We start from the raw sequence: 22,878 nt of genomic DNA, 5'->3' as shown, positions 1-22,878 counted from the left end.
GCGCGCACCTCTCTACTCGCATGCCTGCCGCGACTGCCCCGGAGGAGAAAGAGAATGAGCCGCAGCGACGTCCTGGTCGACGCCGACTGGGTCCAGGACCACCTGGACGACCCGAACATCGCCATCGTCGAGGTGGACGAGGACACGTCCGCCTACGAGAAGAACCACATCAAGAACGCGATCCGCATCGACTGGACCAAGGATCTGCAGGACCCGGTCCGCCGTGACTTCATCGACCAGGAGGGCTTCGAGAAGCTCCTGTCGAAGAAGGGCATCGCCAACGACACCCTGGTGATCCTCTACGGCGGCAACAACAACTGGTTCGCGTCCTACGCCTACTGGTACTTCAAGCTGTACGGCCACGAGAACGTCAAGCTCCTGGACGGCGGCCGCAAGAAGTGGGAGCTGGACGCCCGCGAGCTGGTGGACGGCGGCGACGTGCCCGAGCGCGCCGCGACCGACTACAAGGCCAAGCCGCAGGACACCTCGATCCGCGCCTTCCGCGACGAGGTCGTCGCCGCGATCGGCGTCCAGAACCTGGTGGACGTCCGCTCGCCCGACGAGTTCTCCGGCAAGCTGCTGGCCCCGGCCCACCTGCCGCAGGAGCAGTCGCAGCGTCCGGGCCACGTGCCGTCCGCCCGGAACATCCCGTGGTCGAAGAACGCCAACGACGACGGCACGTTCAAGTCGGACGAGGAGCTGAAGGAGCTCTACACCGCGGAGAGCGTGGACCTCGACAAGGACACGATCGCCTACTGCCGCATCGGTGAGCGCTCGGCCCTGACCTGGTTCGTGCTGCACGAGCTGCTCGGCATCCAGAACGTCAAGAACTACGACGGCTCCTGGACCGAGTACGGCTCCCTGATCGGCGTGCCGATCGAGCTCGGCGCCAACAAGTAACCCGTCCCGACCGGCCTTCCGGTCCGACCCCTTACGGAGATTCAGCATGTGTGGAGCGAAGGCCGGCGGCCCGGACGCCTCGACGATCAAGCCCGGCGAGACCACGATCCAGGGTCAGGTGACGCGTGACGGCGAGCCGGTGACGGGTTACGTCCGTCTGCTGGACTCGACCGGTGAGTTCACCGCGGAGGTTCCCACCTCCGCCACGGGCCAGTTCCGCTTCTACGCGGCCGAGGGCACGTGGACCGTTCGCGCGCTGGTGCCCGGCGGCACGGCCGACCGTACGGTCGTGGCCCAGCACGGCGGTCTGGCCGAGGTCGCCATCGCGGTCTGAGGCGACTCGGTTCCATCGGAGGGCCGCATCCCCTGGGTTGGACGCCAGTGGGGGTGCGGCCCTTCTGCATGCCGCCGGGCGTGCGGCCGTTCGCCGTCCCGCCGGGGGTGCGGCCCTCCGGTGTCCGCAGCCCGCAGCCCGCAGCCCGCAGCCCGCAGCCCGCAGCCCGCCCACGGGATCCGTCGTGGCCGTCGCGCGGTTCCCCGCGCCCCACTGCCCCGTGAGGTTCGTTCAGCCGCGCACCCGGACCGCCGCGAGGAAGGTCGCCATGAGCAGCGCGGCGACACAGAGGGCGATGAGCACGCCGCTGACGGCCGCACCGTCGACCGCCCAGCGCCCGGAGCGACGCCGGACACGAGGAGCGGGGGCGGGGACAGGTGCGGGGAGGCCACGCCTGCCCGCGCCGCGCGCACCGGGATGGAACGGCGGTAACGCGTACGCCGGCCACGGCCCCGTCCTCTCTCCGGGCGCCGTCCGCCGCCTCTCCCGCCTGCACTCGTCGTACGGCAGTCCCTGAGAGCCCGTCATGCGCGGTGCTCCTTCCGCAGGTGCTGACGCAGCAGCACGTTCGCGTCCGTCTCGGCGCTGCGGTCGCACTCCGCCTGCGCGACCTCCCGCCGCTCCGCCAGCTCCGTGCAGGCGGCACAGCCGGGGACGGGGCACGGTGGCCGAGTGATGTCGTCCGGGGTCATCGTGGCCGGCTCCTTTCCTGAAAGCGCGTGCGCAGCGCGAACCTGGAGCTACGCTGCGTGATCGAGTGCTTCGAGCATGGCGCACGGAAAAGGCGTTTGGGCTGTTGAGAGGCCCAACTTCAACGCTGGGCCCGCCAAATTCAACAAATTCAACAGGAGCGCGATGCCACAACGGCTGGTGATCACGGGACGGAGCCAGGAGCCGAGGGAGCGGTTCACCGAGGAGTTACGGCGCCTGCGGAGCGAACGCGGCCTGAGCCTGCGCGACCTCGCCAAGGAGGTGGGCTGGGACTCGTCCCAGTTCAGCAAGATGGAGAGCGGCCGCACCCTGGGCGGCCCGGAGGTCGTACAGGCCTTGGACCAGCACTACGGAACCCCGGGCCTGCTGGTCACCCTGTGGGAACTGGCGGTGGCGGACCCGGCACAGTTCAAGGAGCAGTACCGGGGATATATGGAATTGGAGGCCGAGGCGATCAGCCTCTGGCACTACGCGGTGAGCGCGCCACCCGGCCTTCTCCAGACGGCGGGGTACGCCCGCGAGGCACTTGGCGTCGGCTGGATCAAGGGCCCCGAACTGGAACAACAGGTCGAGGCACGCCTGGGACGACGGCAATTGCTGTACGGGGACGATCCGCCGCCGTTCCGCGTCATCCTCTCCGAGGCGGTGCTGCGGACGGCGCTGCGCAACGCGAAGGCATGGCGGGAGCAGTTGGAGTACTTGGCAACGGCCGCCGAACGCCCGAACATCACCCTCCAGGTGCTGCCGTTCAGCGCTGGACCTCATGGCCTGATGAACACACCCGTGAAGTTTCTGCGGCTGATTGACGGCCGCACAGTCGCATACACGGAGAACGACCTACGCGGCGAACTGGTGGAGGAAAACGCTTCAGTTGAGCTGCTGCAGCGTGCGTACGATGCGATGCGCGACCTCGCGCTGTCCCCCGTCGAGTCGCGTCTGTTCATCCTGCGAATGTTGGAGGAAATGCCGTGCGAGCCATCGACCTGAACGGCGTGACCTGGCGCAAGAGCAGCTACAGCAACACGAGCGGCGGTGACTGCGTCGAAGTGTCCGACGACCTCCTCCGCACTGCCGACTGGCGCAAGAGCAGCTACAGCAATACGGACGGCGGTAACTGCCTCGAAGTCGCCGCCGGCATCCCCTCCGTCGTCCCCGTCCGCGACAGCAAGGCCCCCGCCCGCGGAGCGCTCCTCTTCGAGGCCGGCGCCTGGGCGGCGTTCGTGGAGGGGGTCAAGCAGGGGGCGCAGGTCGGCTGAGGGCCGTGCACCGTTTCCCGGGAGCCGGCCGGACACCCCGGATGGCGGCTCGCCCACGATCCGGCCGGACCCGGTGGCCCGGTGCCACCCCGTGCGGCGGCCCGCCCGTGCGTCACACGGGCGGGGGTCCTCCCGAGCCTGCCGCTAGCCCAGCGCGTGCCCCAGTACCCACACCACCGGGGCCGCCGCCGACAAGGGCAGTGCCACGCCCGCCGTGAAGTGGACGAAGCGGGAGGGGTAGTCGTAGCTCGCGACGCGGTGGCCGATCAGGGCGCAGACGGCTGCCCCGGCACCCAGGGCGGCGCCCTTCGTGCCGAAGCCGGTCATGCCGCCCACGGCGACACCCGCGCCCGCGGCGGCCAGCAGCGCGACCACCACCGAGGCCGGTGCCGGCAGCGGCAGCGCCCTCGCCAGGACGGCCACCGCCACCGCCGCCGCGCCCACCGAGACCGCGTGCGGGTCGGCGCCGAGGTAGCCGGTCGCGAGGATCGCCAGGGACGCGGAGACGACCGTCGCCATCAGGCCGTACATCCGCTCGTCCGGCGAGGCGTGCGACCGCAGCTGCAGGACGAGGGTGAGCAGGACCCAGACGCCGAGCGGACCGAGGATCGCCGCGGGGGCCTGCTCGCGGCCGGCGACCAGTACCGCCGCGTCGGCGGCCAGACCGCCCGCGAAGGCGAGCGCGATGCCCTGCCGGGCCGGCCACATGCCGTTCAGCCGGAACCAGCCCGCCGCCGTCACCGCCTGGAGCAGCACCAGCGGCACGACGAGGGCGTAGGAGCCGAGGGGGGCCGCGGCGGCCAGCAGCAGGCCCAGCAGCGCGGTGAGCGCCGCCGGCTGCATGCCGGGCTCTATGACCGGGGAGCGGCCCTCCAGGCGGGCCCGCTGGGCGTCGGTGATCCGGGCGTTCCCGGCGAGCGTCGCGGGACCGTAGGCCGGCCCGGACTCCGGCGCGGAGACGGACTCCGCAGCGGGGGCGGACGCCGGTGCGGTCGCTGCCGGGGCGGACTCCGCAGCTTGGGCGGCCGCCGCCGGTGCGGATTGCGGCTGCGGTGCGTACGTCTGCGCGAACCGGTCGGCCTGCTGGTGCTGCTCAGGCTGCTGGAATCCCTGGTACGGCTGCTGATACGGCTGCTGCTGGTGGGGCTGCTCGTACGGCTGCCGATGCTGCGGGTACGCCTGCCCCTCCGGCTGTCCGTACGCCTGCTGCCGATACGGCTGCGGGTAGGCCTGCTGCCCCTCCTGCTGCGGGTAGGCCTGCTGCGGCTCCTGCCCGGGCGGCGGGTAGGACGCCTCCGGCCCCCGTACCGGCGCGTGGGTCTGCGTCTCCCAGGTCTGCCCCTGCCACTGCTGGGTGAGCTGCGGGTCGTGGCCGGGCTGCCGGCCGTACTGCTCGTGACCGGGCCACGCCTGCTGGTGCTGCTGGTCCTGCCCCTGCTGCTGGTACGGGTCGTAGCCCTCGTAGGGGCCGCCCTGATACGGCTGGTCGCTCATCGCCTCACCCTCCTGCGAACGGCGGGAGCACCTCGACCGTGCCGCCGTCGGTCAGCCGTACGGTCTCATGCGCGCGGGTCCCGACGGGGTCGCCGTCCACGAGGAAGGAGCATCGCTGCAGCACACGTGTGAGTTCACCGGGGTGTGCCGCGCGCACGGCGGCCAGCGCCCCGGCGAGCGTGTCCGCGTCGTACGGCTCCTCGGCGACCCCGGCCGCGGCCTTGGCGGCGGCCCAGAAGCGCACCGTGACCTTGGGCATCTGATTCCTCAATCGGCGGCAAGAAAGGACAGGGACGAAAGACAGATGGTGTCAGGCTAGCCCGCCGCGGCCGCCGCCCAGTCCCCGATCCGGGCCAGCAGGGCGTCGTCCGCCGCGTTCTCGGCGTGGCCCATGCCCGGCTCCAGCCAGAGTTCGCCGTGGTCACCGGCGGCCTCGGCGAGCATGCGGGGATGATCGAGGGGGAAATAGCCGTCGCGGTCGCCGTGCACGATCAGCAGCGGGGTCGGCGCGATCCCGGGGACCGCCTCGGCCGGGGAGAGCGGGACCGGGTCCCACTCGCGGTGGTGGATGCGCGTGCGCAGGCCGTAGCGGCCCACCAGGCGGCCCGTGGGACGGGTGACCAGCCAGTGCAGGCGGCGCATGGGGGCGGTGCCCCGGTAGTACCAGCGGGCGGGCGCGCTGACGGAGACCACCGCGTCCACCGAGCCGGGTTCGAGGGCCGCGTGCCGCAGCACCACGGAGCCGCCCATCGAGAAACCGACGGTCACCACGCGCGCGTGCCCGAGGCCGCGGGCCCACTCCACGGCTGCGGCGAGGTCCAGCACCTCCTTGTCGCCGACGGTGGAGCGGCCGCCGGAGCGTCCGTGGCCGCGGAAGGAGAAGGTGACGACCGCGCCGTAAGCCCGCAGGACGCCCGCCACCCGTCGTACGTGCGGGCGGTCCACGTCCCCGGTGAAACCGGTGGCGACGACGAACACGAGGTCACGGCGGGCGGGCCGGGAGGTGTCCGGGAGCGGTTCGTCCGTCCCGGCGCCGGGAACGTATACGGAATCGATCGGAATTCCGTCCGCGGTGTACAGAAACGTCCGGACAGGGCCGCATCTCGTCGTCTCGGAATTCGGACGATCGGTGAAACGTACCCCGTGACCCGCCGGACGGTTGCTCATGTGGGCTATTCTGCTGGGCAGAGGACTCGGGCAGCGTAGCCCCCGGGTCCTTTTGTGCTTTCGGAAGCGTTGTATACGAAGCGGCGAACCCCAGGTGACCGCGGTGTACGGGGCCTTCGGGAACGCAGAGCAGTGCCGCACCGCACACGTCCTCGCAGGGACCGAGGAGGAACCAGACGTATGAGTTCTCTGCTGCTCCTGACCAACGCCCTCCAGCCGTCGACGGAGGTGCTCCCCGCCCTCGGCCTGCTCCTGCACAACGTGCGGGTCGCCCCCGCCGAGGGACCCGCCCTCGTCGACACCCCCGGCGCCGACGTCATCCTCGTCGACGGCCGCCGCGACCTGCCGCAGGTGCGCAGCCTGTGCCAGCTGCTGCGCTCCACCGGCCCCGGCTGCCCGCTCGTCCTCGTCGTCACCGAGGGCGGCCTCGCCGCCGTCACCGCCGACTGGGGCATCGACGACGTGCTCCTCGACACGGCCGGCCCCGCGGAGGTGGAGGCACGGCTGCGGCTCGCCATGGGCCGGCAGCAGATCGTCAACGACGACTCCCCCATGGAGATCCGCAACGGCGACCTCTCGGTGGACGAGGCGACCTACTCCGCCAAGCTCAAGGGGCGGGTCCTCGATCTCACCTTCAAGGAGTTCGAGCTGCTGAAATACCTCGCCCAGCATCCGGGACGGGTGTTCACCCGGGCCCAGCTCCTGCAGGAGGTGTGGGGGTACGACTACTTCGGCGGCACCCGCACGGTCGACGTGCACGTACGGCGGCTGCGCGCCAAGCTCGGCCCCGAGCACGAGTCCCTGATCGGCACCGTCCGGAACGTCGGTTATCGATTCGTTACGCCCGAGAAGGGCGAGCGCAAGTCCGACGAGACCAAGGCCAAGGCGGACCGGGCAAAGGCGGAGGAGACGGACGCCTCCGCCGTCCTCGGCGCCGCCGAACTCCGCGCGGACGCGTAGCCTCCCCCGGCCCGGCACGCAACGCCCCGGGCCGGGGCATCGCCCACGCGCATCCAAGCACTGATACGCCCTGCCCGGAGCGGGTCAATCCGCGTAGACTCCGCGCGTGGCCAAGGTGACTCGGGATGACGTGGCACGACTGGCGGGTACCTCCACCGCCGTCGTCAGCTATGTCATCAACAACGGACCCCGGCCGGTCGCCCCGGCAACGCGCGAGCGTGTGCTCGCCGCGATCAAGGAACTGGGGTACCGGCCCGACCGGGTCGCCCAGGCGATGGCGTCGCGGCGCACGGACCTGATAGGCCTGATCATCCCGGACGCCCGGCAGCCCTTCTTCGGCGAGATGGCGCACGCGGTCGAGCAGGCCGCGTCCGAGCGCGGAAAAATGGTCCTCGTCGGTAACACCGACTACATCGGCGAGCGCGAGGTCCACTATCTGCGTGCCTTCCTCGGCATGCGCGTCTCGGGCCTGATCCTGGTGTCCCACGCGCTGAACGACCTCGCCGCCGCCGAGATCGACGCCTGGGACGCCCGGGTGGTGCTGCTCCACGAGCGCCCGGAGGCCATCGACGACGTCGCCGTGGTGACGGACGACCTCGGCGGCGCCCAGCTTGCCGTACGCCACCTGCTGGAACACGGCTACGAGTACGTGGCCTGCATGGGCGGCACGGCCGACACACCGGCCGTCGGCGACCCGGTCTCCGACCACGTCGAGGGCTGGCGGCGGGCCATGGACGAGGCGGGCCTGTCCACCGAGGGCCGTCTGTTCGAGGCGCCGTACAACCGCTACGACGCCTACCGCGTGGCCCTGGACGTCCTGTCCGGCCCCAACCGGCCGCCGGCCGTCTTCTGCTCCACCGACGACCAGGCGATCGGCGTGCTCCGGGCGGCGCGCGAGCTGCGCATCGACGTGCCCGGGAAGCTGGCGGTGGCGGGCTTCGACGACATCAAGGAGGCCGCGCTCGCCGATCCGCCGCTGACCACGGTCGCCTCGGACCGCTCGGCCATGGCCCGGGCGGCGGTCGACCTCGTCCTGGACGACGGACTGCGGATCGCCGGATCCCGGCGCGAGCGGCTGAAGACGTTCCCGTCCCGGCTGGTGCTGCGCACGTCCTGCGGCTGCACGGGCTGACCCACCCGACCGGGGCCTTTCCGGGGCCGGGACCCGTGCACCGGGACCCGTGCACCGGGACCCGTGCGCCGGGCCTTTCCGCCGGGGCCCGCGCGCCCGGGCCTGCGCCTGAGAGCCTGGGCCGGAGGGTCTGCGCTTGAGGGCCTGCGCCTGAGGGCCTGCGCCTGAGGGTCTGCGCCTGAGGGCCTGCGCGTCCCGGTCTCGTGCCGGGGTCTTCATTTCGGGCAAATGAGGTTCTGCCGGGCTTCTCAGCGCGCACTCATCGAGCTCTCATCGTGGCGGGGGACTCTTCAGTCATGACCGAGAGCTTCCGCCACAGCGGCGAGTACGAGTACGGGACCCCGCAGGGTGCCGCCCACCCGGGCACGTACGGGCAGGAGAGCGGGCACGCCCCGCAGTACGGCCACCCCGCTCCCTCCGCCCCTTCGGCTCCCTCCGCTCCCGTGCACCCCGAGTGGCCGCCTCCGCCGGCCTACGAGCCCCTGGTGGCGGCCGCCCCGGCCGCCGGGCCGAGCAAGCGGACCCGGGGTCCGGTGGGTCTCCTCGCGGCGGTCGCGATCGTCGCCGCGGCGGTCGGCGGCGGCACGGCGTACGGCTTCCAGGAGCTGGCCGGCAAGGACGCGACCGCCTCCGCCGGATCCGTCACCAACGTCGTGCCCACCGGCAAGAAGGGCGACGTCGCCGCGATCGCGTCCGCGGTCAGCCCGAGCGTGGTCGAGGTGAACGCGACCCTGGGCAACGGCTCCTCCACCGGCTCCGGCGTGATCGTCACCTCCGGCGGGGAGATCGTCACCAACAACCACGTCGTCTCCGGCGCCACCGCGATCAAGGTGCGCACCAGCGACGGCAGGCGGTACGCCGCCGAGCTCGTCGGCACCGACAGCTCCAAGGACCTGGCGCTGATCAAGGTCAAGGGCGCCTCGGGGCTGAAGGCGGCGCACCTCGGCGACTCCGGCAGCGTCCAGGTGGGTGACTCGGTCGTCGCGATCGGCTCCCCCGAGGGCCTGACCGGCACCGTCACCAGCGGCATCGTCTCCGCCCTCGACCGGGACGTCACGGTCTCCACCGACGAGAACCAGGGTCAGGGCCAGGGCCAGGGCGGCGACGGACAGTGGCCGTTCCAGTTCGGCGGCCGTCAGTTCAACGGCGACACCGGTTCGTCGACCACGACCTACAAGGCGATCCAGACGGACGCCTCCCTCAACCCCGGCAACTCCGGTGGCGCGCTGATCGACGTGAACGGCAACGTCGTCGGCATCAACTCCGCGATGTTCTCGTCGGGTTCGCAGGCCTCCTCGTCCTCGGACGCGGGCAGCATCGGCCTCGGCTTCGCGATCCCCGTCAACACCGTCAAGTCCGACCTGGCCAAGCTGCGCGCGGGCTCGGGGAGTTAGCGCCCACCGCAGCCGCCCCTCCTCAGCACCCACTCCAGCGGTATCCGTCCAACGGCAGCAGGGAGTACGTCATGATCAAGAAGATTCCGCACCAGAGCACCGGCCGCGGTCCCGCCGACTTCGGCATGGCCATCTCGATCGCCTCCGACCTGCACGGGCACGTCCCGGCCCCCCGGGCCCCCGAGGTGGTCAGGAGCCCGGTTCCCGAACTGATGGGCCTGCGCACCTCCGCCGCCCGCCCGCACCGCCGCAAGGTGCCGCTCAGGCGCCTGAACACGATGCGCGGCCTGGCCACGCTCGGGGCTTGAGCCCGGTCCGCCCGCATCCCGGCCCGAGGACGTGCGAGGCTGAGGAAGAGCCCCACCACACCACCCACCGCACCCCGAGGAAACGCGAGCGATGAGCCCCGCCGAAGGCGACCGTGACACCCAGCGCATCCTGATCGTCGACGACGAACCGGCCGTACGCGAGGCCCTGCAGCGCAGCCTCGCCTTCGAGGGGTACGGCACGGAGGTGGCCGTCGACGGCGCGGACGCCCTGGAGAAGGCCGCGGCCTACGAGCCGGACCTGGTCGTCCTCGACATCCAGATGCCGCGCATGGACGGCCTGACCGCCGCCCGCCGCATCCGCGGAACGGGGGACACCACCCCGATCCTCATGCTCACCGCCCGCGACACGGTCGGCGACCGGGTGACCGGACTGGACGCCGGAGCCGACGACTACCTGGTCAAGCCCTTCGAGCTGGACGAGCTCTTCGCCCGTATCCGCGCCCTGCTGCGCCGCAGCTCCTACGCGGTCACCGTGTCGGCCGAGGCCCAGGAGGACGAGGCCCTCACCTTCGCCGACCTGCGCATGGACCTCGCCACCCGCGAGGTCACGCGGGGCGGACGGCAGGTGGAGCTGACCCGCACCGAGTTCACGCTCCTGGAGATGTTCATGGCACATCCGCGCCAGGTCCTCACCCGCGAGCAGATCCTGAAGGCCGTCTGGGGCTTCGACTTCGAACCCTCCTCCAACTCCCTCGACGTCTACGTCATGTACCTGCGCCGCAAGACCGAGGCCGGCGGCGAGCCGCGTCTCGTGCACACGGTGCGGGGCGTGGGGTACGTCCTGCGCCAGGGCGGCGCGGAGTGAGAAGGCTGGTGCGCCGGTACCGGGCGCTGCCCATCCGGGCCCGTCTCGCCGTGCTGGTGGCGGCGGCGGTGGCCTTCGCGGTGGCGGCGGTGTCGCTCACCTGCTGGTTCATCGTGCAGCGCAAGCTCTTCGAGCAGGTCGACAAGGACCTGCGCAAGACCGCGCAGCCCCAGCGGCTGGGGAACGTGGAGTCCGTGCTCGCGGCGTGCCCGCAGCAGCCCACCGGGGCCTCCCCCAACGGACTGCGCACCCACGGCACCTACTACTACCTCCAGCTGGTGCGCCGGGACGGCACCGCGTGCGTGTCCGCCGACTCGGCGGGCCGGGTGAAGACCGTCTCCGGCGACCTCGACATCATCGCCCGGGCGAACGACAGCGACGGGACGATCACCAGCGTCGAGCGCGAGGGCGTGGACTCCGAGGGTGCCCCGGTGCGGGTGCTGACCCAGCCCCTGACGATCAGCAGCCCGAACAGCCGTCCCGAGCTCTATCCGGACGCGGCCCTGCAGGTGGCCATACCGCTGAAGGCCACTCACGACACCCTCAAGGACCTCGCCCTGATCCTGCTGCTCGTCTCCGGCATCGGCGTGGTCGGCGCCGGGGCGGCGGGGCTCGCGGTGGCCCGCGCGGGACTGCGCCCGGTCGACAAGCTCACGGACGCCGTGGAGCACGTGGCACGCACCGAGGACCTGAGCATCCGCATCCCCGTGGAGGACGAGAGCGAGGACGAGGTGGCCCGGCTGTCCCGGTCCTTCAACTCGATGACCGCCTCCCTCGCCAGCTCCCGCGAACTCCAGCAGCAGCTGATCGCGGACGCCGGGCACGAGCTGCGCACCCCGCTCACCTCGCTGCGCACCAACATCGAACTGCTCACCCGCAGCGAGGAGACGGGCCGGCCGCTCCCCGCGGCGGACCGCAAGGCGCTGCTGACCTCGGTGAAGGCGCAGATGAGCGAGCTGTCCTCGCTGATCGGCGACCTGCAGGAGCTGTCCCGCTCGGAGGGGCAGCGGGGCGAGCGGCTGCAGGTGGTGGCGTTTCAGGACACCGTCGAGGAGGCCATGCGCCGGGCGCGGCTGCGCGGGCCGGAGCTGACCCTCACGGCGGACCTGGAGCCGTGGTTCGTCCGGGCGGAGCCGTCCGCGCTGGAACGGGCGATCGTCAACATCCTCGACAACGCGGTCAAGTTCAGCCCCGAGGGCGGCACGGTCGACGTACGGCTGAGCGGCGGCGTGCTGACGGTACGCGACCACGGCCCCGGCATCCCCGAGGAGGAACTCCCGTACGTCTTCGACCGGTTCTGGCGCTCCCCCGGCGCCCGCTCGCTGCCCGGCTCGGGCCTCGGTCTGTCCATCGTGGCCCGCACGGTCCAGCAGGCGGGCGGCGAGGTCACCCTGGCCCGCGCGGAGAGCGGCGGCACGGTGGCGACGGTACGGCTGCCGGGCGCGCCGACACCTCCGCCGGAGATGCCGGGCGGCTGACCGGCGCCCGGGTCCCCTTCCCGGCCCCGCGCGGGTGGTTCCACGTGAAACGCCCCCGGGGGTTCCCCAGGGGCGTTCCGTCGTCGCGGAGGTGGCGCACGGCACCTACCGCATGATCGTGATCCGGTCGGTCTTCGGCGGGGCGATCGGGTTCGCGGCCGACGAGTTCGCCGTCAGGTACGCGCTCAGGGCCGCCAGGTCGTCCGAGCCGACCAGGTCGTTCGTGCCCTGGCCCAGCGTCGGGAAGCCGTCACCGCCGCCCGCGAGGAAGCTGTTGGTGGCGACGCGGTAGGTGGCCGCCGGGTCGATCGGGGCGCCGTTCAGGCGGATGGAGTCGGTGACCACGCGGTCCGCGCCGGACCTGGTCAGGTCCAGGGTGTAGGTCAGTCCCGCGGACGGCTGGAGGATCTTCGGGGCCGCCGCGTTGGCCCCGCTCACCTGCTCCTTGAGCACCTGGACCAGCTGGGCGCCGGTGAAGTCCTGCAGGTTCACGGTGTTGGCGAAGGGCTGGACCGTGAAGCCCTCGGCGTAGGTGACCACGCCGTCGCCCTCGGCGCCCTTGGCCGCGTAGGTCAGGCCGGCCCGCACGCCGCCCGGGTTCATCAGCGCGAGAGCCGTCTTCGGGTCCAGCCGCCTGCCGTGGGCGAGCTGCGCGTCGGCGATCAGGTCGCCCATCGGGGACTCGGTGCCGGTGTTGTCGATGTCGGCGGAGATGTAGCCGACGGGGCGGTTCCCGATCGGCGCGGCCAGCGCGTTCCACCTGGTGATGAGGTCGGTCATGTCCGGCGCCCTGGGCACGTCCCGGGTCACCACGCGGTTCGCGGACTTCACCGCCGTACGCGCGATGTCGCCGGTGCGCCGGTCGTAGGTCAGCGTGGTGTCGGTGTAGAGGCGGCCGAAGGAGGCCGCCGAGGTGACCATGCGGGGCCGGCCGGAGGGGTCCGGGACCGTGCAGACGTAGGCGGCGTGGGTGTGGCCGGTGACCAGGGCGTCCACCGCCGGCGTCACGTTCCTCGCGATGTCCGTGATCGGTCCGGAGATGCCGTCGCCGGCGCCCGGTGAGTCGCAGTCGTAGTTGTAGGAGCCGGAGGCCGGGAAGCCGCCCTCGTGGATCAGGGCCACGATCGACTGCACGCCTTGGCGCTGGAGCACCTTGGCGTACTTGTTGATCGTCTCCACCTCGTCCTTGAAGGTCAGGCCCTTGACGCCGTCGGCGGAGACGATGCCGGGAGTGCCCTTGAGGGTGACGCCGATGAAGCCGATCCGCACGTCCTTCTTCTGCCAGACCCAGTAGGGCGCGAGGATCGGCCTGCGCGTCCTGTCGTCCAGGACGTTCGCCGCCAGGTAGGGGAAGTCCGCGCCCTTGAATCCCTTGTCCGTGTAGCAGCCGTCGGTCGGGTGGCAGCCGCCGTTCTGCAGGCGGCCCAGCTCCCGCGCGCCCTCGTCGAACTCGTGGTTGCCGACCGAGGTGACGTCCAGTTTCAGCTTGTTGAGCGCCTCGATCGTGGGCTCGTCGTGGAAGATGCCCGACAGCAGCGGCGAGGCGCCGACCATGTCACCGCCGGCCGCGGTGACCGAGTACGGGTGGCCCTGGCGCGCCTGGCGCAGATGGGTGGCGAGGTACTCGACGCCGCCCGCGTCGACCGTCTTCGTCGTGCCGTCCGGCTGGAGTTCGGTGACCCGGCCGGACGAGCCGGCCGGAGGTTCGAGGTTGCCGTGCAGGTCGTTGAAGGAGAGGAGCTGGACGTCCTGGTAACGGCTGGGCCGGCCGTGCCCGTCGCCGCCCTCGCCGGCGTGCGCCTGGGCGGGCAGCGCCGCGGTCAGTGCGGCGGCCGTGGCGAGAGCGGCGGCCGTCGCGAGGAAGGCGTATCCCCGTCGTCCGGTGCGCCTGGTTGCGGCTGGCATGGGACCCCCCTGTGGGTCGGCTGCGATGAGTGGACCGGCAGCGCAGCCTAAGGTCAACGCGCGTAGCGCGACAGGGGTTTCATGGTTACATCCTGGTTTCCCTTTGCCGGTTCCTTTACCGCCCGGGGTGCCGGGACTTCACCCCGGCCGCCCCGTACCCTCGTACGCATGAGCAGCGACGACGCCGTACGGGCCTTTCCCTCCCGCTCCATCGAGACCTCCTCCGCGCTCACCCCCGAGCAGGCCGAGGCCGTGCTCACCCTGCTCGCCGAGGCCGCCCGGGTCGACGGGCAGCAACCGGTGTCCGAGCAGGGCCGGCTGCGGCTGCGCGGGGGCCCCCGCCAGGGGGTCTCGCATCTACTGCTGACCCTCGACGGCGAACTCGCCGGTTACGCGCAGCTGGAGGACACCGACCCGGTGGAGGCTCCGGCCGCCGAGCTGGTCGTCCACCCCTCCCAGCGCGGGCACGGGCACGGGCGGGCGCTCGGCACGGCGCTGCTCGCCGCCTCCGGCAAGCGGCTGCGGGTGTGGGCGCACGGCGGGCACTCCGCGGCCCGGCACCTGGCCCAGGTGCTCGGCCTGACCCTGTTCCGTGAACTGCGGCAGATGCGCCGGTCGTTGACCGACCTGGAACTGACGGACCCGCAGCTGCCCGAGGGCGTGACGGTGCGGGCCTTCGTGCCCGGCAAGGACGACGCCGCCTGGCTCGCGGTCAACGCGGCCGCGTTCGCCCACCACCCCGAGCAGGGCTCGCTGACCCAGCGGGACCTCGACGACCGCAAGGCCCAGGCCTGGTTCGACCCGGCCGGCTTCTTCCTCGCCGAGCGCCGTGGCGAGCTGATCGGCTTCCACTGGACCAAGGAGCACGCCGAGGAGGGCCTGGGCGAGGTGTACGTCCTCGGGGTGCGGCCCGGCGAGCAGGGCGGCGGGCTCGGCAAGGCCCTCACCACCGTCGGCCTGCGCCACCTGGCCCGGCAGGGCCTGGCGACCGCGATGCTCTACGTCGACGCCGACAACAAGGCGGCGGTGTCGGTGTACGAGCGGCTGGGATTCACGGTCCACGAGACCGACCTGATGTACCGCACCGAAACCTGACATACAGCGCTTGGCGGAGGACAAGGGGTGGCCGTCTTGACGGCCACCCCTCTCTTGCACCACCCTTTCACTACTCAATTAGTGAAAGGGTGGTGCCAGGCGTGGTCGAGTACCGCATCGACCGGCACAGCGGGGTCGCCACTTACGTCCAGATCGTCCAGCAGACCAAACAGGCGCTCCGCCTCGGCGTCCTGCGGCCCGGCGACAAGCTCCCGACGGCCCGCGAGGTCGTCGAGGCCACCGCCATCAACCCCAACACGGTCCTCAAGGCCTACCGCGAACTGGAGCGGGACGGCCTGGTCGAGGCGCGGCGCGGGCTCGGCACCTTCGTACGCGGGTCACTGAGCACCGCTCCCGCCGACACCCCCCTGCGCGCCGAGCTGGAGGCGTGGGCGGCGCGGGCCGCCGAAGCCGGCCTGGACCGCGACGACGTGGCCGCACTCTTCACCGCCGTACTCGACCAGCACTTCACCGGACCCGCACCGCACCCACCGGCGCCGCCGGCCCGCGCCACCGAACAGCACCCCCAGGGAGAACCTTCATGAGCGACACGGCGATCGAGGCCACCGGCCTCGGCAGGAGCTTCGGACGGCGGGGAGGCTGGGCGCTGCGCGGCTGCGCCTTCCGGCTGCCCGCGGGGCGGGTCTGCGCCGTCGTCGGGCCCAACGGCGCCGGCAAGTCGACGCTGCTCGCCCTGGCCGCCGGGCTGCTCCCGCCCACCGAGGGCCGGCTGCGGGTGCTCGGCACCAGCCCGGCCGGCGCCCGCCCCCGGGTCGGCTACGTCGCCCAGGACAAGCCGCTCCACCCGCAGCTCACCATCGCCGAGACCCTGCGCATGGGCGCCGACCTCAACCCGGTGCACTGGGACGCCGCCGTCGCCGAACGGATCGTCGCGGACGGCGACCTGGACCCGAAGTCCCGCATCCGCTCCCTCTCCGGCGGCCAGCGCACGCGCGTCGCGCTCGCCCTGGCCCTCGGCAAGCGGCCCGCACTGCTGCTCCTGGACGAGCCGATGGCCGACCTCGACCCGCTGGCCCGGCACCAGCTGATGGGCACCCTGATGGCGGAAGCCGCCCAGTGGGGCACCACGATCGTCATGTCCTCGCACGTCGTCGCCGAACTGGAGGACTCCTGCGACCACCTCCTGCTGGTCGGCGGCGGCCTGATACGGCTGTCCGGGGAGATCGACGACCTGCTCGCCGCCCACCTGCGGGTGACCGGCGCCACCGACGCCCCCGGCCTCGACGCCCACACCGTGGTCGAGTCCCGGGTCACCGGACGCCAGACCAGCGCGCTGATCCGCCCGGCCGGGCCGCTCCCGGCCGGCTGGCGCACCTCGGCGCCCTCCCTGGAGGAGCTGGTCCTCGCCCACCTGCGCAACCCCGCCGCCCCCGCCCTCACCGCCCTGCCGGCCCCGACCGAGGAGCACGCCGTATGACCGCCGCCCCGACCGGCCCGGCCGCGCCGCGTCCAGACGCCGGGAAGCCGGCCCCGGCCCGCTGGGTGCTGCGCCTGCACCGGCCCGCGCTGTACGGCTGGGCCGGCCTGGTGCTCGCCCTGACCGTGTCACTGCTCGCCCTGCGCGGCCCCCTCGCGGACGCGGCGGCCGAGGGCTGGCGGCGGTACGACGCCTGCGCCGGCGCGCTGAACTGCTCCTACGACCAGGACGCGATCCTGCGCTACAAGGACCTGTACAACTACGCCACCCTCACCCTGAACGCCCTGCCCTTCCTGGTGGCCGCCTGGGCGGGCGGCGCGCTCGTCGGCCGCGAGCTGGAGTCCGGCACCGCCCGGCTGGCCTGGACGCAGAGCACCTCCCCGGCCCGCTGGCTGGCGGTCCGGCTGGCGGTCCCGGCCCTCCTGGTCGCCGCCGGGACCGGCCTGCTGTGCTGGCTGCACCACCTCGCCTGGACCGCCGGCCGGGGCCGTGTCGACAGCGCCAAGGACTGGTACGACCGCTTCACCTTCCACGCGGACGGCCCCACCGTCCTCGCCCTGGCCCTCGCCGGGCTCGCCGCCGGCACGCTCTCGGGCCTGCTGCTGCGCCGCACGCTGCCCGCGCTCGTCGTCGCCACGGTGGTCACCGGGGCCCTGCGCGGTGCGACCGAGCTGGCCCTGCCGCACCTGTGGCCCGCGGTCACCGCCGTCTCCCCGATGAACCAGGGCGCCGGCGGCCCGGGGCTCCACGTCGACGAGGGCATGGTGACCCGGTCCGGCGCCCATGTGCCGATCCCCGACTGCCGCACCGACTGCCGGGCCGCCTACGCCGGCTTCGTCGGCCACTGGGACACCTACCACCCCTACTCCCACTTCTGGCCGCTCCAGCTCACCACCGGCGCGCTGGTCCTCGCCGTCGCCGGGCTGCTGGTGCTCGGCTCCTTCCTGGCGCTGCGCCGGCTGACCGGGCCGCTGCGCACGGCCCCGGCGGCCACCGGCACCCCGTCGGCCCCGGCACCCGCGGGAGCCGCCGCATGACCGCCCTCGCCCCCGCCCGGCCGGCCACCGGGCGCACCGTACGGCGGCTGCACCGGCCGGCGCTGCTGATCTGGGCCGCCTTCGTCGTCATCGTCACCGGGGAACTGCTCTGGGTGCACTTCTCCGGGGCGCCCAGGGACCGGTCCTGCCTGCGGTCCAGGGGCTGGTGCGGCTACAACGCGCTCACCGACGTCACCGACGTCATGAACTTCCTCGGCGAGGCCCTCACCTACGTCCCCTGCGCGGTGGCCGCCTGGGCGGGCGGCGCGCTGATCGGCCGCGAGCTGGAGTCCGGTACCGCGGGCCTCGCCTGGACCCAGGCCGTCTCCCCGGTCCGCTGGCTCACCGCGAGCCTCACCACGGCCGCCGTGCCGCTGCTGGCCGGCGGCACCGTCCTCGCCGTGGCCTTCGACCGGGTCTGGTCCGCCGACCGGGACGTCCTGGTCACCCACTGGACCTGGGACCGCGTCTTCGTCCCGCGCGGCCCGCTGCTGCCCGCCCTGGTGCTGTTCGCCCTGGCCGCCGGCGTCCTGGCCGGCCTGGTGCTGCGCCGCACCCTGCCCGCGCTGGGCGCCGCCCTCGCCACCACCCTGGTGCTGCGGATGTGGGTGGGCGAACTGTGGAAGCCGCTGCGCGGCACGCTGTCCGGATTCCGGTCCCTGCACCTGGCGGCCACCGGCATCGTCCTCGCCCTGACCGCACTCGCCACCGTCGCCGCCTACGCGGTGCTGCGCCGCCGGACGGCCTGAGCCCACACCCCCGCACGGTCCCGCACGCCGCTCCACAGGGGGAGCGACGTGCGGGACCCTCCGCCTTGGTACGCGTGCGTCCCGGGGCGCGCGCGGTCCCGGGCGCATGCGTCCCAAGGGCTCGCCCCAGGCGCGCATTCGCCTGGAGGCGGATTCCTGCCGGTACGCATTCGCCTCGGGGCGCACTCGCGCCGGTACGCGTGCGTCCCGGGGCGCGCGCGGTCCCGGGCGCATTCGTCCCAAGGGGCTCGCCCCAGGGCGCATTCGCCTCGGGGCGGATTCCTGCCGGTACGCATCCGCCTCAGGGCGCACTCGCGCCAGGACGCGTGCGTCCCGGGGCGCGTCCGGGCCGGCCCGCGTCCGGGGCCGTGCCGTATCCGCCGTCTCAGCGGCGGGGACTTCCGGGAGCCGCCCCGCGCTATCCCGCACGTCATGTCGCCGTAACCATTGATTCAGCCGGGCTTGCGAGGCTCGGCCAATGAAGCCCGCCGTGCCAGAGCCTTCGCCGCCCCCCGAGGGGCCCGCGCAGAACGGGGCCGTGACGCTCCCGCCCGCACGCTCCGACGCGCCCGTCACGCCCGTGGCGCGGAAGAATGGGGTCATGAGTCAGCCAGACGCCCAGGCACCGGTCCAGCACACCCAGCCCTCCGTGGGCTCCATCGCCGCGCACCGGCCGCACACCGTGGCCGCCGTGGTCTCCGATCTGGAACCCGACCTCGACGCGGATCTGGACGTGTACGAGGAGGCCCCGAACGAGGGGGCACCACTGCCGCAGGGCCGGTTCCTCGACCGGGAGCGCAGCTGGCTCGCCTTCAACGAACGCGTCCTGGAGCTGGCCGAGGACCCGAACACGCCCCTGCTGGAGCGCGCGAACTTCCTGGCGATCTTCGCCAGCAACCTGGACGAGTTCTTCATGGTCCGGGTGGCCGGCCTCAAGCGCCGCATCGCCACCGGTGTCGCCACCCGCTCCGCCTCCGGCCTGCAGCCGCGCGAGGTGCTGGAGATGATCTGGGCCCGCTCCCGCGAGCTGATGGCCCGGCACGCCGCCTGCTACCACGAGGACGTCGCCCCCGCCCTGGCCGACGAGGGCATCCACCTGGTCCGCTGGAGCGAGCTGGCCGAGAAGGAGCAGGCGCGGCTCTTCACGCTCTTCCGGCACCAGATCTTCCCCGTCCTCACCCCGCTGGCCGTGGACCCCGCGCACCCCTTCCCGTACATCTCCGGCCTCTCCCTGAACCTGGCCGTCGTCGTACGCAACCCGGTCAGCGGCCACAAGCACTTCGCGCGCGTGAAGGTGCCGCCGCTGCTGTCCCGCTTCCTGGAGGCCGCGCCCGGCCGGTACGTCCCCCTGGAGGACGTCATCGCCGCGCACCTGGAGGAGCTGTTCCCGGGCATGGAGGTGCTCGAGCACCACGCCTTCCGGCTCACCCGCAACGAGGACCTCGAGGTCGAGGAGGACGACGCCGAGAACCTCCTGCAGGCCCTGGAGAAGGAACTGATGCGGCGCCGGTTCGGCCCGCCGGTGCGCCTGGAGGTCGAGGAGTCCATCGACCGCGAGGTGCTCGACCTGCTGGTGCGCGAGCTCAAGATCTCCGAGGCCGAGGTCTACCCGCTGCCCGGCCCGCTGGACCTCACCGGCCTCTTCCGCATCCACAGCCTGGACCGGCCGGAGCTGAAGTACCCGAAGTTCGTCGCCGGCACCCACCGCGACCTCGCCGAGGTCGAGTCGGCGTCCGCGCCCGACATCTTCGCGGCCCTGCGCGCCCGGGACGTGCTGCTGCACCACCCGTACGACTCCTTCTCCACCTCCGTCCAGGCCTTCCTGGAGCAGGCGGCCGGCGACCCGGACGTCCTCGCCATCAAGCAGACCCTCTACCGCACCTCCGGCGACTCCCCCATAGTCGACGCGCTCATCGACGCGGCCGAGTCCGGCAAGCAGGTCCTCGTCCTGGTCGAGATCAAGGCCCGCTTCGACGAGCACGCCAACATCAAGTGGGCACGCAAACTGGAGGAGGCCGGCTGCCACGTCGTCTACGGCCTGGTCGGCCTGAAGACCCACTGCAAGCTGTCCCTGGTGGTCCGCCAGGAGGGCGAGACCCTGCGCCGCTACAGCCACGTCGGCACGGGCAACTACCACCCGAAGACCGCCCGCCTGTACGAGGACCTCGGCCTGCTCACCGCCGACCCGCAGGTCGGCGCGGACCTCTCCGACCTCTTCAACCGGCTGTCCGGCTACTCCCGCCGCGAGACCTACCGCCGGCTCCTCGTCGCCCCCAAGTCCCTGCGGGACGGCCTGATCGCACGGATCGACAAAGAGGTCCAGCACCACCGGGCGGGCCGTCCGGCCTTCGTCCGCATCAAGGTCAACTCGATGGTCGACGAGGCCGTCATCGACGCGCTGTACCGGGCCTCCCAGGCGGGCGTGCCGGTCGACATCTGGGTGCGCGGCATCTGCGCCCTCCGCCCCGGCGTCACGGGCCTGTCGGAGAGCATCCGGGTCCGCTCCATACTCGGCCGCTTCCTGGAACACTCCCGGGTGTTCGCCTTCGGCAACGGCGGCGAACCCGAGGTGTGGATCGGCAGCGCCGACATGATGCACCGCAACCTCGACCGCCGGATAGAGGCCCTGGTCCGGGTGGTCGACCCCGGCCACCGCGCAGCCCTCAACCGGCTGCTGGACACCGGCATGTCCGACAGCACCGCCTCCTGGCACCTCGGCCCGGACGGCGAGTGGACCCGGCACGCGACCGACGCGGACGGCCAACCCCTGCGCAACATCCAGGAGATGCTCATAGACGCCCGGAGGCGCCGGCGTGGCACAGCAACACCTTGACCCGACGGACCCCACGGCCGAGGTGACCGGGGACGCCCTCGCGGCCTACCTGCGCGCCCAGGCCACGGAGTTCCTGCGCGCCCTGCGCCTGCACCGGGAGACCGGCGGTGCTCCCGCGGGCGGCGCGGAGGGGTCCGTCGACGCGGCACGCGCCCTGCGCCGCTCGGCCCGCCGCATCAGCGGCAGCCTGCACACCTTCCGCCCCCTGCTCGACTCCGACTGGTCGGAGGAGATGCGCCCGGAACTGGCCTGGCTGTCCGGCACCCTTGGCCTGGAGCACGCCTACGAGGCCCGGCTGGAACGGCTGTTGCTCGCGCTGCACCGGCTGTCCGGCTCGGCCGCGCTGCCCGCGCAGCCGGTCGGCGCGGTGGCCGTCGGCCCCGCCGACGCGGCCGTGGGCTCGCGTACCGGGACGGTCCGGCCGCGCGCCCTGGCAGCGGACAGCGCCGGTGGCCCGGCCAGGCCCGCGCCGGTCCCGGAACGCGGCAGCCTCACCGTGGGCGCGGCCAAGGCGGGCGCCCTGCTGGAACGCCAGCTCACCCTGGCCCGGACCCGGGCGCACTCCACGGCGCTCCAGGCGCTCGGCTCCTCCCGCTTCCACGCCGTCGCGGACCGGGTCGCCGTACTCGCCAGCGAGGTGCCCCTCACCCCCGCCGCCCCCACCACCGGGCTGCGACCCCTCGCCGCCGCGGCGCAGGAACGCCTCACGGACGCCGTCGCCGCCCTGCCCCTGGTCACCGCGGGCCACCCCTACAACGCGGAGGCCCTGGTCCACGGCCTGTCCCCGGACCCGTCCCCGCACCCCCAGGACGGCCCCTGGCACCAGGTCCGCCTGCTGCTGCGCCTGCACCGCTACGCCAGGGAGGTGCTGTGCGCCGCGGCCGGCGCCTCCCCGCTCGAACGCAGCCGGGAGTTCCCGGGAGCACCCGTGGACGTACGGCTGCTGGCGGCGGCGCAGGCCCTGAACCGGCACCGGGACGCCTCGGAGGCCGCCGCGGCGGCCGCGCAGGCGGCGCGCACCCCCCGCATCGCACCCGCGACGGCGTACGCGCTCGGCGTGCTCCACGCCGACCAGCGGCACGAGGTGGAGGCGGCCCGGTTCGCTTTCCAGCAGGCCTGGCGGCAGCAGGCCGTGGGCGCGCCCTGACCCGACGAGGCCGTGGGTGCGCCCTGAGCCCACGAGGAGGCGGCGTGAACGACACTGCGGTCCTGGCGGCGGGCTGTGTGCTCTGGCGCCGCTCGCCGGTCACCGGTGACCTGGAGGTCTGCCTGGTCCACCGGCCCAAGTACGACGACTGGTCCCACCCCAAGGGCAAACTCAAGCGGGACGAGGAGGCGCTCGCGGGCGCGCTGCGCGAGGTCGCGGAGGAGACCGGGTACGCCTCGGATCCGGGCGGCGAGCTGCCGACCCTGCGCTATCCGGCCAATGGCCGGCCCAAGCAGGTGCGGTACTGGGCGGCAGAGGCGGTTTCCGGCCACTTCACGCCGAACGACGAGGTGGACCGGATCCTGTGGCTCTCCCCCGCCGCGGCCCGCGACCGGCTCACCCAGCCGCGCGACCGGGACCTGCTGGACGCCTTCCTCCGGCCGTCCGGACAGCCGCGGCGGGCCTGAGCCCCGTCATTCCGTCGTGTGCCCCGCCGCGTCCGCGCGGGCCTGGCTGCGCGCCCGGCGGGCGGGACCGCGCCAGCCACAGCTGCATCGGGCCACGCTGAAGCGGCCCTGTTCGGTCGTCGTCGTGAGGTGTTCCCGCCCGGATCGGGCAGGTTCCGGCCCGTCCTGCTGTGCCCCGGTGACTGCCACACCGAGAACGTTACCCACCGCGCCGGCACCGCCCCCCTGGGGCCCCCGCCCGGCCGGC

General features: G+C 72.9%; 25 protein-coding genes. 18 read left to right on the top strand and 7 right to left on the bottom strand.

Features of this window, described 5'->3' with window-relative positions:
- Nucleotides 1-54 precede the first annotated feature (54 nt).
- Both ABVB68_RS00240 and ABVB68_RS00235 read left to right on the top strand, forming a co-directional pair.
- Nucleotides 55-900: a sulfurtransferase gene (locus tag ABVB68_RS00240; RefSeq protein ID WP_353598741.1), complete on the top strand. Its 846-nt coding sequence runs from the start codon at nt 55-57 to the stop codon at nt 898-900.
- Nucleotides 901-946: 46 nt separating this feature from the next.
- Nucleotides 947-1,234, top strand: coding sequence for a DUF1416 domain-containing protein (locus tag ABVB68_RS00235; protein WP_073887848.1), 288 nt, complete (start codon nt 947-949; stop codon nt 1,232-1,234).
- 231 nt (nt 1,235-1,465) lie between these two features.
- Here the strand turns inward: ABVB68_RS00235 and ABVB68_RS00230 are convergent, their stop codons facing one another.
- Both ABVB68_RS00230 and ABVB68_RS00225 read right to left on the bottom strand, forming a co-directional pair.
- On the bottom strand, nt 1,466-1,762 hold the full coding sequence (locus tag ABVB68_RS00230; RefSeq protein WP_353598740.1) for a hypothetical protein: 297 nt from the start codon (nt 1,760-1,762) through the stop codon (nt 1,466-1,468).
- The gene (locus ABVB68_RS00225; protein ID WP_353598739.1) at nt 1,759-1,926 is read right to left on the bottom strand and encodes a hypothetical protein; all 168 of its coding nucleotides are present in this window, start codon (nt 1,924-1,926) and stop codon (nt 1,759-1,761) included. The genes ABVB68_RS00230 and ABVB68_RS00225 overlap by 4 nt, the downstream gene beginning before the upstream one ends.
- Before the next feature lie 163 nt (nt 1,927-2,089).
- Here ABVB68_RS00225 and ABVB68_RS00220 point away from each other — a divergent pair, with 163 nt between their 5' ends.
- Nucleotides 2,090-2,932 (top strand): helix-turn-helix domain-containing protein, encoded by an 843-nt coding sequence (locus tag ABVB68_RS00220; RefSeq protein ID WP_353598738.1) that lies wholly within the window; start codon nt 2,090-2,092, stop codon nt 2,930-2,932.
- On the top strand, nt 2,914-3,201 hold the full coding sequence (locus tag ABVB68_RS00215; protein ID WP_353598737.1) for a DUF397 domain-containing protein: 288 nt from the start codon (nt 2,914-2,916) through the stop codon (nt 3,199-3,201). Before ABVB68_RS00220 ends, ABVB68_RS00215 begins: the two co-directional genes overlap by 19 nt.
- A gap of 144 nt (nt 3,202-3,345) precedes the next feature.
- On the opposite strand, the gene ABVB68_RS00210 is transcribed toward ABVB68_RS00215, so the two are convergent.
- From ABVB68_RS00210 to ABVB68_RS00200, 3 genes are read right to left on the bottom strand one after another with little or no spacing between them, the layout of a single operon-like run.
- Nucleotides 3,346-4,695 (bottom strand): hypothetical protein, encoded by a 1,350-nt coding sequence (locus ABVB68_RS00210; RefSeq protein WP_353598736.1) that lies wholly within the window; start codon nt 4,693-4,695, stop codon nt 3,346-3,348.
- 4 nt (nt 4,696-4,699) lie between these two features.
- Nucleotides 4,700-4,954, bottom strand: coding sequence for a MoaD/ThiS family protein (locus ABVB68_RS00205; RefSeq protein WP_353598735.1), 255 nt, complete (start codon nt 4,952-4,954; stop codon nt 4,700-4,702).
- Between the two features lie 56 nt (nt 4,955-5,010).
- A complete protein-coding gene (locus ABVB68_RS00200) occupies nt 5,011-5,862 on the bottom strand; it encodes an alpha/beta hydrolase (RefSeq protein WP_353598734.1) in 852 nt (283 codons plus the stop codon).
- 180 nt (nt 5,863-6,042) lie between these two features.
- On the opposite strand from ABVB68_RS00200, the gene ABVB68_RS00195 reads away from it, so the two are divergent.
- The 6 genes from ABVB68_RS00195 (at nt 6,043) to ABVB68_RS00170 (ending at nt 11,960) form a co-directional block, all read left to right on the top strand.
- Nucleotides 6,043-6,822 carry a winged helix-turn-helix transcriptional regulator gene (locus ABVB68_RS00195; protein ID WP_353598733.1) on the top strand — a complete coding sequence of 260 codons (780 nt, stop codon included), beginning with the start codon at nt 6,043-6,045 and terminating at the stop codon, nt 6,820-6,822.
- Between the two features lie 106 nt (nt 6,823-6,928).
- A complete protein-coding gene (locus tag ABVB68_RS00190) occupies nt 6,929-7,954 on the top strand; it encodes a LacI family DNA-binding transcriptional regulator (protein WP_353598732.1) in 1,026 nt (341 codons plus the stop codon).
- Nucleotides 7,955-8,250: 296 nt separating this feature from the next.
- Nucleotides 8,251-9,348: a S1C family serine protease gene (locus ABVB68_RS00185; RefSeq protein WP_353598731.1), complete on the top strand. Its 1,098-nt coding sequence runs from the start codon at nt 8,251-8,253 to the stop codon at nt 9,346-9,348.
- A gap of 71 nt (nt 9,349-9,419) precedes the next feature.
- On the top strand, nt 9,420-9,656 hold the full coding sequence (locus ABVB68_RS00180; RefSeq protein ID WP_353598730.1) for a hypothetical protein: 237 nt from the start codon (nt 9,420-9,422) through the stop codon (nt 9,654-9,656).
- Nucleotides 9,657-9,747: 91 nt separating this feature from the next.
- On the top strand, nt 9,748-10,482 hold the full coding sequence (locus ABVB68_RS00175; protein WP_353598729.1) for a response regulator transcription factor: 735 nt from the start codon (nt 9,748-9,750) through the stop codon (nt 10,480-10,482).
- Nucleotides 10,479-11,960 (top strand): sensor histidine kinase, encoded by a 1,482-nt coding sequence (locus ABVB68_RS00170; protein ID WP_353598728.1) that lies wholly within the window; start codon nt 10,479-10,481, stop codon nt 11,958-11,960. The genes ABVB68_RS00175 and ABVB68_RS00170 overlap by 4 nt, the downstream gene beginning before the upstream one ends.
- 105 nt (nt 11,961-12,065) lie before the next feature.
- Here ABVB68_RS00170 and ABVB68_RS00165 read toward each other — a convergent pair whose 3' ends face one another.
- Nucleotides 12,066-13,865 carry a bifunctional metallophosphatase/5'-nucleotidase gene (locus tag ABVB68_RS00165; RefSeq protein ID WP_353598727.1) on the bottom strand — a complete coding sequence of 600 codons (1,800 nt, stop codon included), beginning with the start codon at nt 13,863-13,865 and terminating at the stop codon, nt 12,066-12,068.
- A 168-nt stretch (nt 13,866-14,033) separates the two neighbouring features.
- Here ABVB68_RS00165 and mshD point away from each other — a divergent pair, with 168 nt between their 5' ends.
- From mshD to ABVB68_RS00125, 8 genes are all read left to right on the top strand, one after another.
- Nucleotides 14,034-14,960 carry a mycothiol synthase gene (mshD, locus tag ABVB68_RS00160; protein ID WP_353598726.1) on the top strand — a complete coding sequence of 309 codons (927 nt, stop codon included), beginning with the start codon at nt 14,034-14,036 and terminating at the stop codon, nt 14,958-14,960.
- A gap of 101 nt (nt 14,961-15,061) precedes the next feature.
- The gene (locus tag ABVB68_RS00155; RefSeq protein ID WP_353598725.1) at nt 15,062-15,505 is read left to right on the top strand and encodes a GntR family transcriptional regulator; all 444 of its coding nucleotides are present in this window, start codon (nt 15,062-15,064) and stop codon (nt 15,503-15,505) included.
- Nucleotides 15,502-16,398, top strand: a complete 897-nt coding sequence (locus ABVB68_RS00150) for an ABC transporter ATP-binding protein (protein WP_353598724.1) — start codon at nt 15,502-15,504, stop codon at nt 16,396-16,398. The genes ABVB68_RS00155 and ABVB68_RS00150 overlap by 4 nt, the downstream gene beginning before the upstream one ends.
- On the top strand, nt 16,395-17,435 hold the full coding sequence (locus tag ABVB68_RS00145; RefSeq protein ID WP_353598723.1) for an ABC-2 membrane transporter-related protein: 1,041 nt from the start codon (nt 16,395-16,397) through the stop codon (nt 17,433-17,435). Before ABVB68_RS00150 ends, ABVB68_RS00145 begins: the two co-directional genes overlap by 4 nt.
- Nucleotides 17,432-18,184 carry an ABC-2 membrane transporter-related protein gene (locus ABVB68_RS00140; protein WP_353598722.1) on the top strand — a complete coding sequence of 251 codons (753 nt, stop codon included), beginning with the start codon at nt 17,432-17,434 and terminating at the stop codon, nt 18,182-18,184. Before ABVB68_RS00145 ends, ABVB68_RS00140 begins: the two co-directional genes overlap by 4 nt.
- 478 nt (nt 18,185-18,662) lie before the next feature.
- A complete protein-coding gene (locus ABVB68_RS00135; RefSeq protein ID WP_353598721.1) occupies nt 18,663-21,017 on the top strand; it encodes an RNA degradosome polyphosphate kinase in 2,355 nt (784 codons plus the stop codon).
- Nucleotides 20,998-22,164, top strand: coding sequence for a CHAD domain-containing protein (locus tag ABVB68_RS00130; protein WP_353598720.1), 1,167 nt, complete (start codon nt 20,998-21,000; stop codon nt 22,162-22,164). Before ABVB68_RS00135 ends, ABVB68_RS00130 begins: the two co-directional genes overlap by 20 nt.
- A gap of 44 nt (nt 22,165-22,208) precedes the next feature.
- Nucleotides 22,209-22,631, top strand: a complete 423-nt coding sequence (locus ABVB68_RS00125) for an NUDIX hydrolase (RefSeq protein WP_353598719.1) — start codon at nt 22,209-22,211, stop codon at nt 22,629-22,631.
- A 6-nt stretch (nt 22,632-22,637) separates the two neighbouring features.
- Here ABVB68_RS00125 and ABVB68_RS00120 read toward each other — a convergent pair whose 3' ends face one another.
- Entirely contained in the window at nt 22,638-22,820 is a 183-nt protein-coding gene (locus tag ABVB68_RS00120) for a hypothetical protein (protein WP_353598718.1), read from the bottom strand.
- Between the last annotated feature and the right edge of the window lie 58 nt (nt 22,821-22,878).

It is taken from the genome of Streptomyces sp. NPDC096012, from assembly GCF_040426375.1.
Lineage (GTDB): Bacteria > Actinomycetota > Actinomycetes > Streptomycetales > Streptomycetaceae > Streptomyces.
Note: the sequence above shows the minus strand (reverse complement) of the source record. Positions and strands in the feature narration are given on the sequence as shown.

What these genes read in the sequence shown, in the direction of transcription:
- ABVB68_RS00145 (WP_353598723.1), top strand. Translation starts at nt 16,395, where the DNA reads ATGACCGCCGCCCCGACCGGCCCGGCCGCGCCGCGTCCAGACGCCGGG.
- ABVB68_RS00175 (WP_353598729.1), top strand. Translation starts at nt 9,748, where the DNA reads ATGAGCCCCGCCGAAGGCGACCGTGACACCCAGCGCATCCTGATCGTC.
- ABVB68_RS00225 (WP_353598739.1), bottom strand. Translation starts at nt 1,926, where the DNA reads ATGACCCCGGACGACATCACTCGGCCACCGTGCCCCGTCCCCGGCTGT.
- ABVB68_RS00220 (WP_353598738.1), top strand. Translation starts at nt 2,090, where the DNA reads ATGCCACAACGGCTGGTGATCACGGGACGGAGCCAGGAGCCGAGGGAG.
- ABVB68_RS00180 (WP_353598730.1), top strand. Translation starts at nt 9,420, where the DNA reads ATGATCAAGAAGATTCCGCACCAGAGCACCGGCCGCGGTCCCGCCGAC.
- ABVB68_RS00235 (WP_073887848.1), top strand. Translation starts at nt 947, where the DNA reads ATGTGTGGAGCGAAGGCCGGCGGCCCGGACGCCTCGACGATCAAGCCC.
- ABVB68_RS00135 (WP_353598721.1), top strand. Translation starts at nt 18,663, where the DNA reads ATGAAGCCCGCCGTGCCAGAGCCTTCGCCGCCCCCCGAGGGGCCCGCG.
- ABVB68_RS00185 (WP_353598731.1), top strand. Translation starts at nt 8,251, where the DNA reads ATGACCGAGAGCTTCCGCCACAGCGGCGAGTACGAGTACGGGACCCCG.
- ABVB68_RS00195 (WP_353598733.1), top strand. Translation starts at nt 6,043, where the DNA reads ATGAGTTCTCTGCTGCTCCTGACCAACGCCCTCCAGCCGTCGACGGAG.
- ABVB68_RS00210 (WP_353598736.1), bottom strand. Translation starts at nt 4,695, where the DNA reads ATGAGCGACCAGCCGTATCAGGGCGGCCCCTACGAGGGCTACGACCCG.
- ABVB68_RS00205 (WP_353598735.1), bottom strand. Translation starts at nt 4,954, where the DNA reads ATGCCCAAGGTCACGGTGCGCTTCTGGGCCGCCGCCAAGGCCGCGGCC.
- ABVB68_RS00240 (WP_353598741.1), top strand. Translation starts at nt 55, where the DNA reads ATGAGCCGCAGCGACGTCCTGGTCGACGCCGACTGGGTCCAGGACCAC.
- ABVB68_RS00165 (WP_353598727.1), bottom strand. Translation starts at nt 13,865, where the DNA reads ATGCCAGCCGCAACCAGGCGCACCGGACGACGGGGATACGCCTTCCTC.
- ABVB68_RS00230 (WP_353598740.1), bottom strand. Translation starts at nt 1,762, where the DNA reads ATGACGGGCTCTCAGGGACTGCCGTACGACGAGTGCAGGCGGGAGAGG.
- ABVB68_RS00140 (WP_353598722.1), top strand. Translation starts at nt 17,432, where the DNA reads ATGACCGCCCTCGCCCCCGCCCGGCCGGCCACCGGGCGCACCGTACGG.
- ABVB68_RS00200 (WP_353598734.1), bottom strand. Translation starts at nt 5,862, where the DNA reads ATGAGCAACCGTCCGGCGGGTCACGGGGTACGTTTCACCGATCGTCCG.
- ABVB68_RS00150 (WP_353598724.1), top strand. Translation starts at nt 15,502, where the DNA reads ATGAGCGACACGGCGATCGAGGCCACCGGCCTCGGCAGGAGCTTCGGA.
- mshD (WP_353598726.1), top strand. Translation starts at nt 14,034, where the DNA reads ATGAGCAGCGACGACGCCGTACGGGCCTTTCCCTCCCGCTCCATCGAG.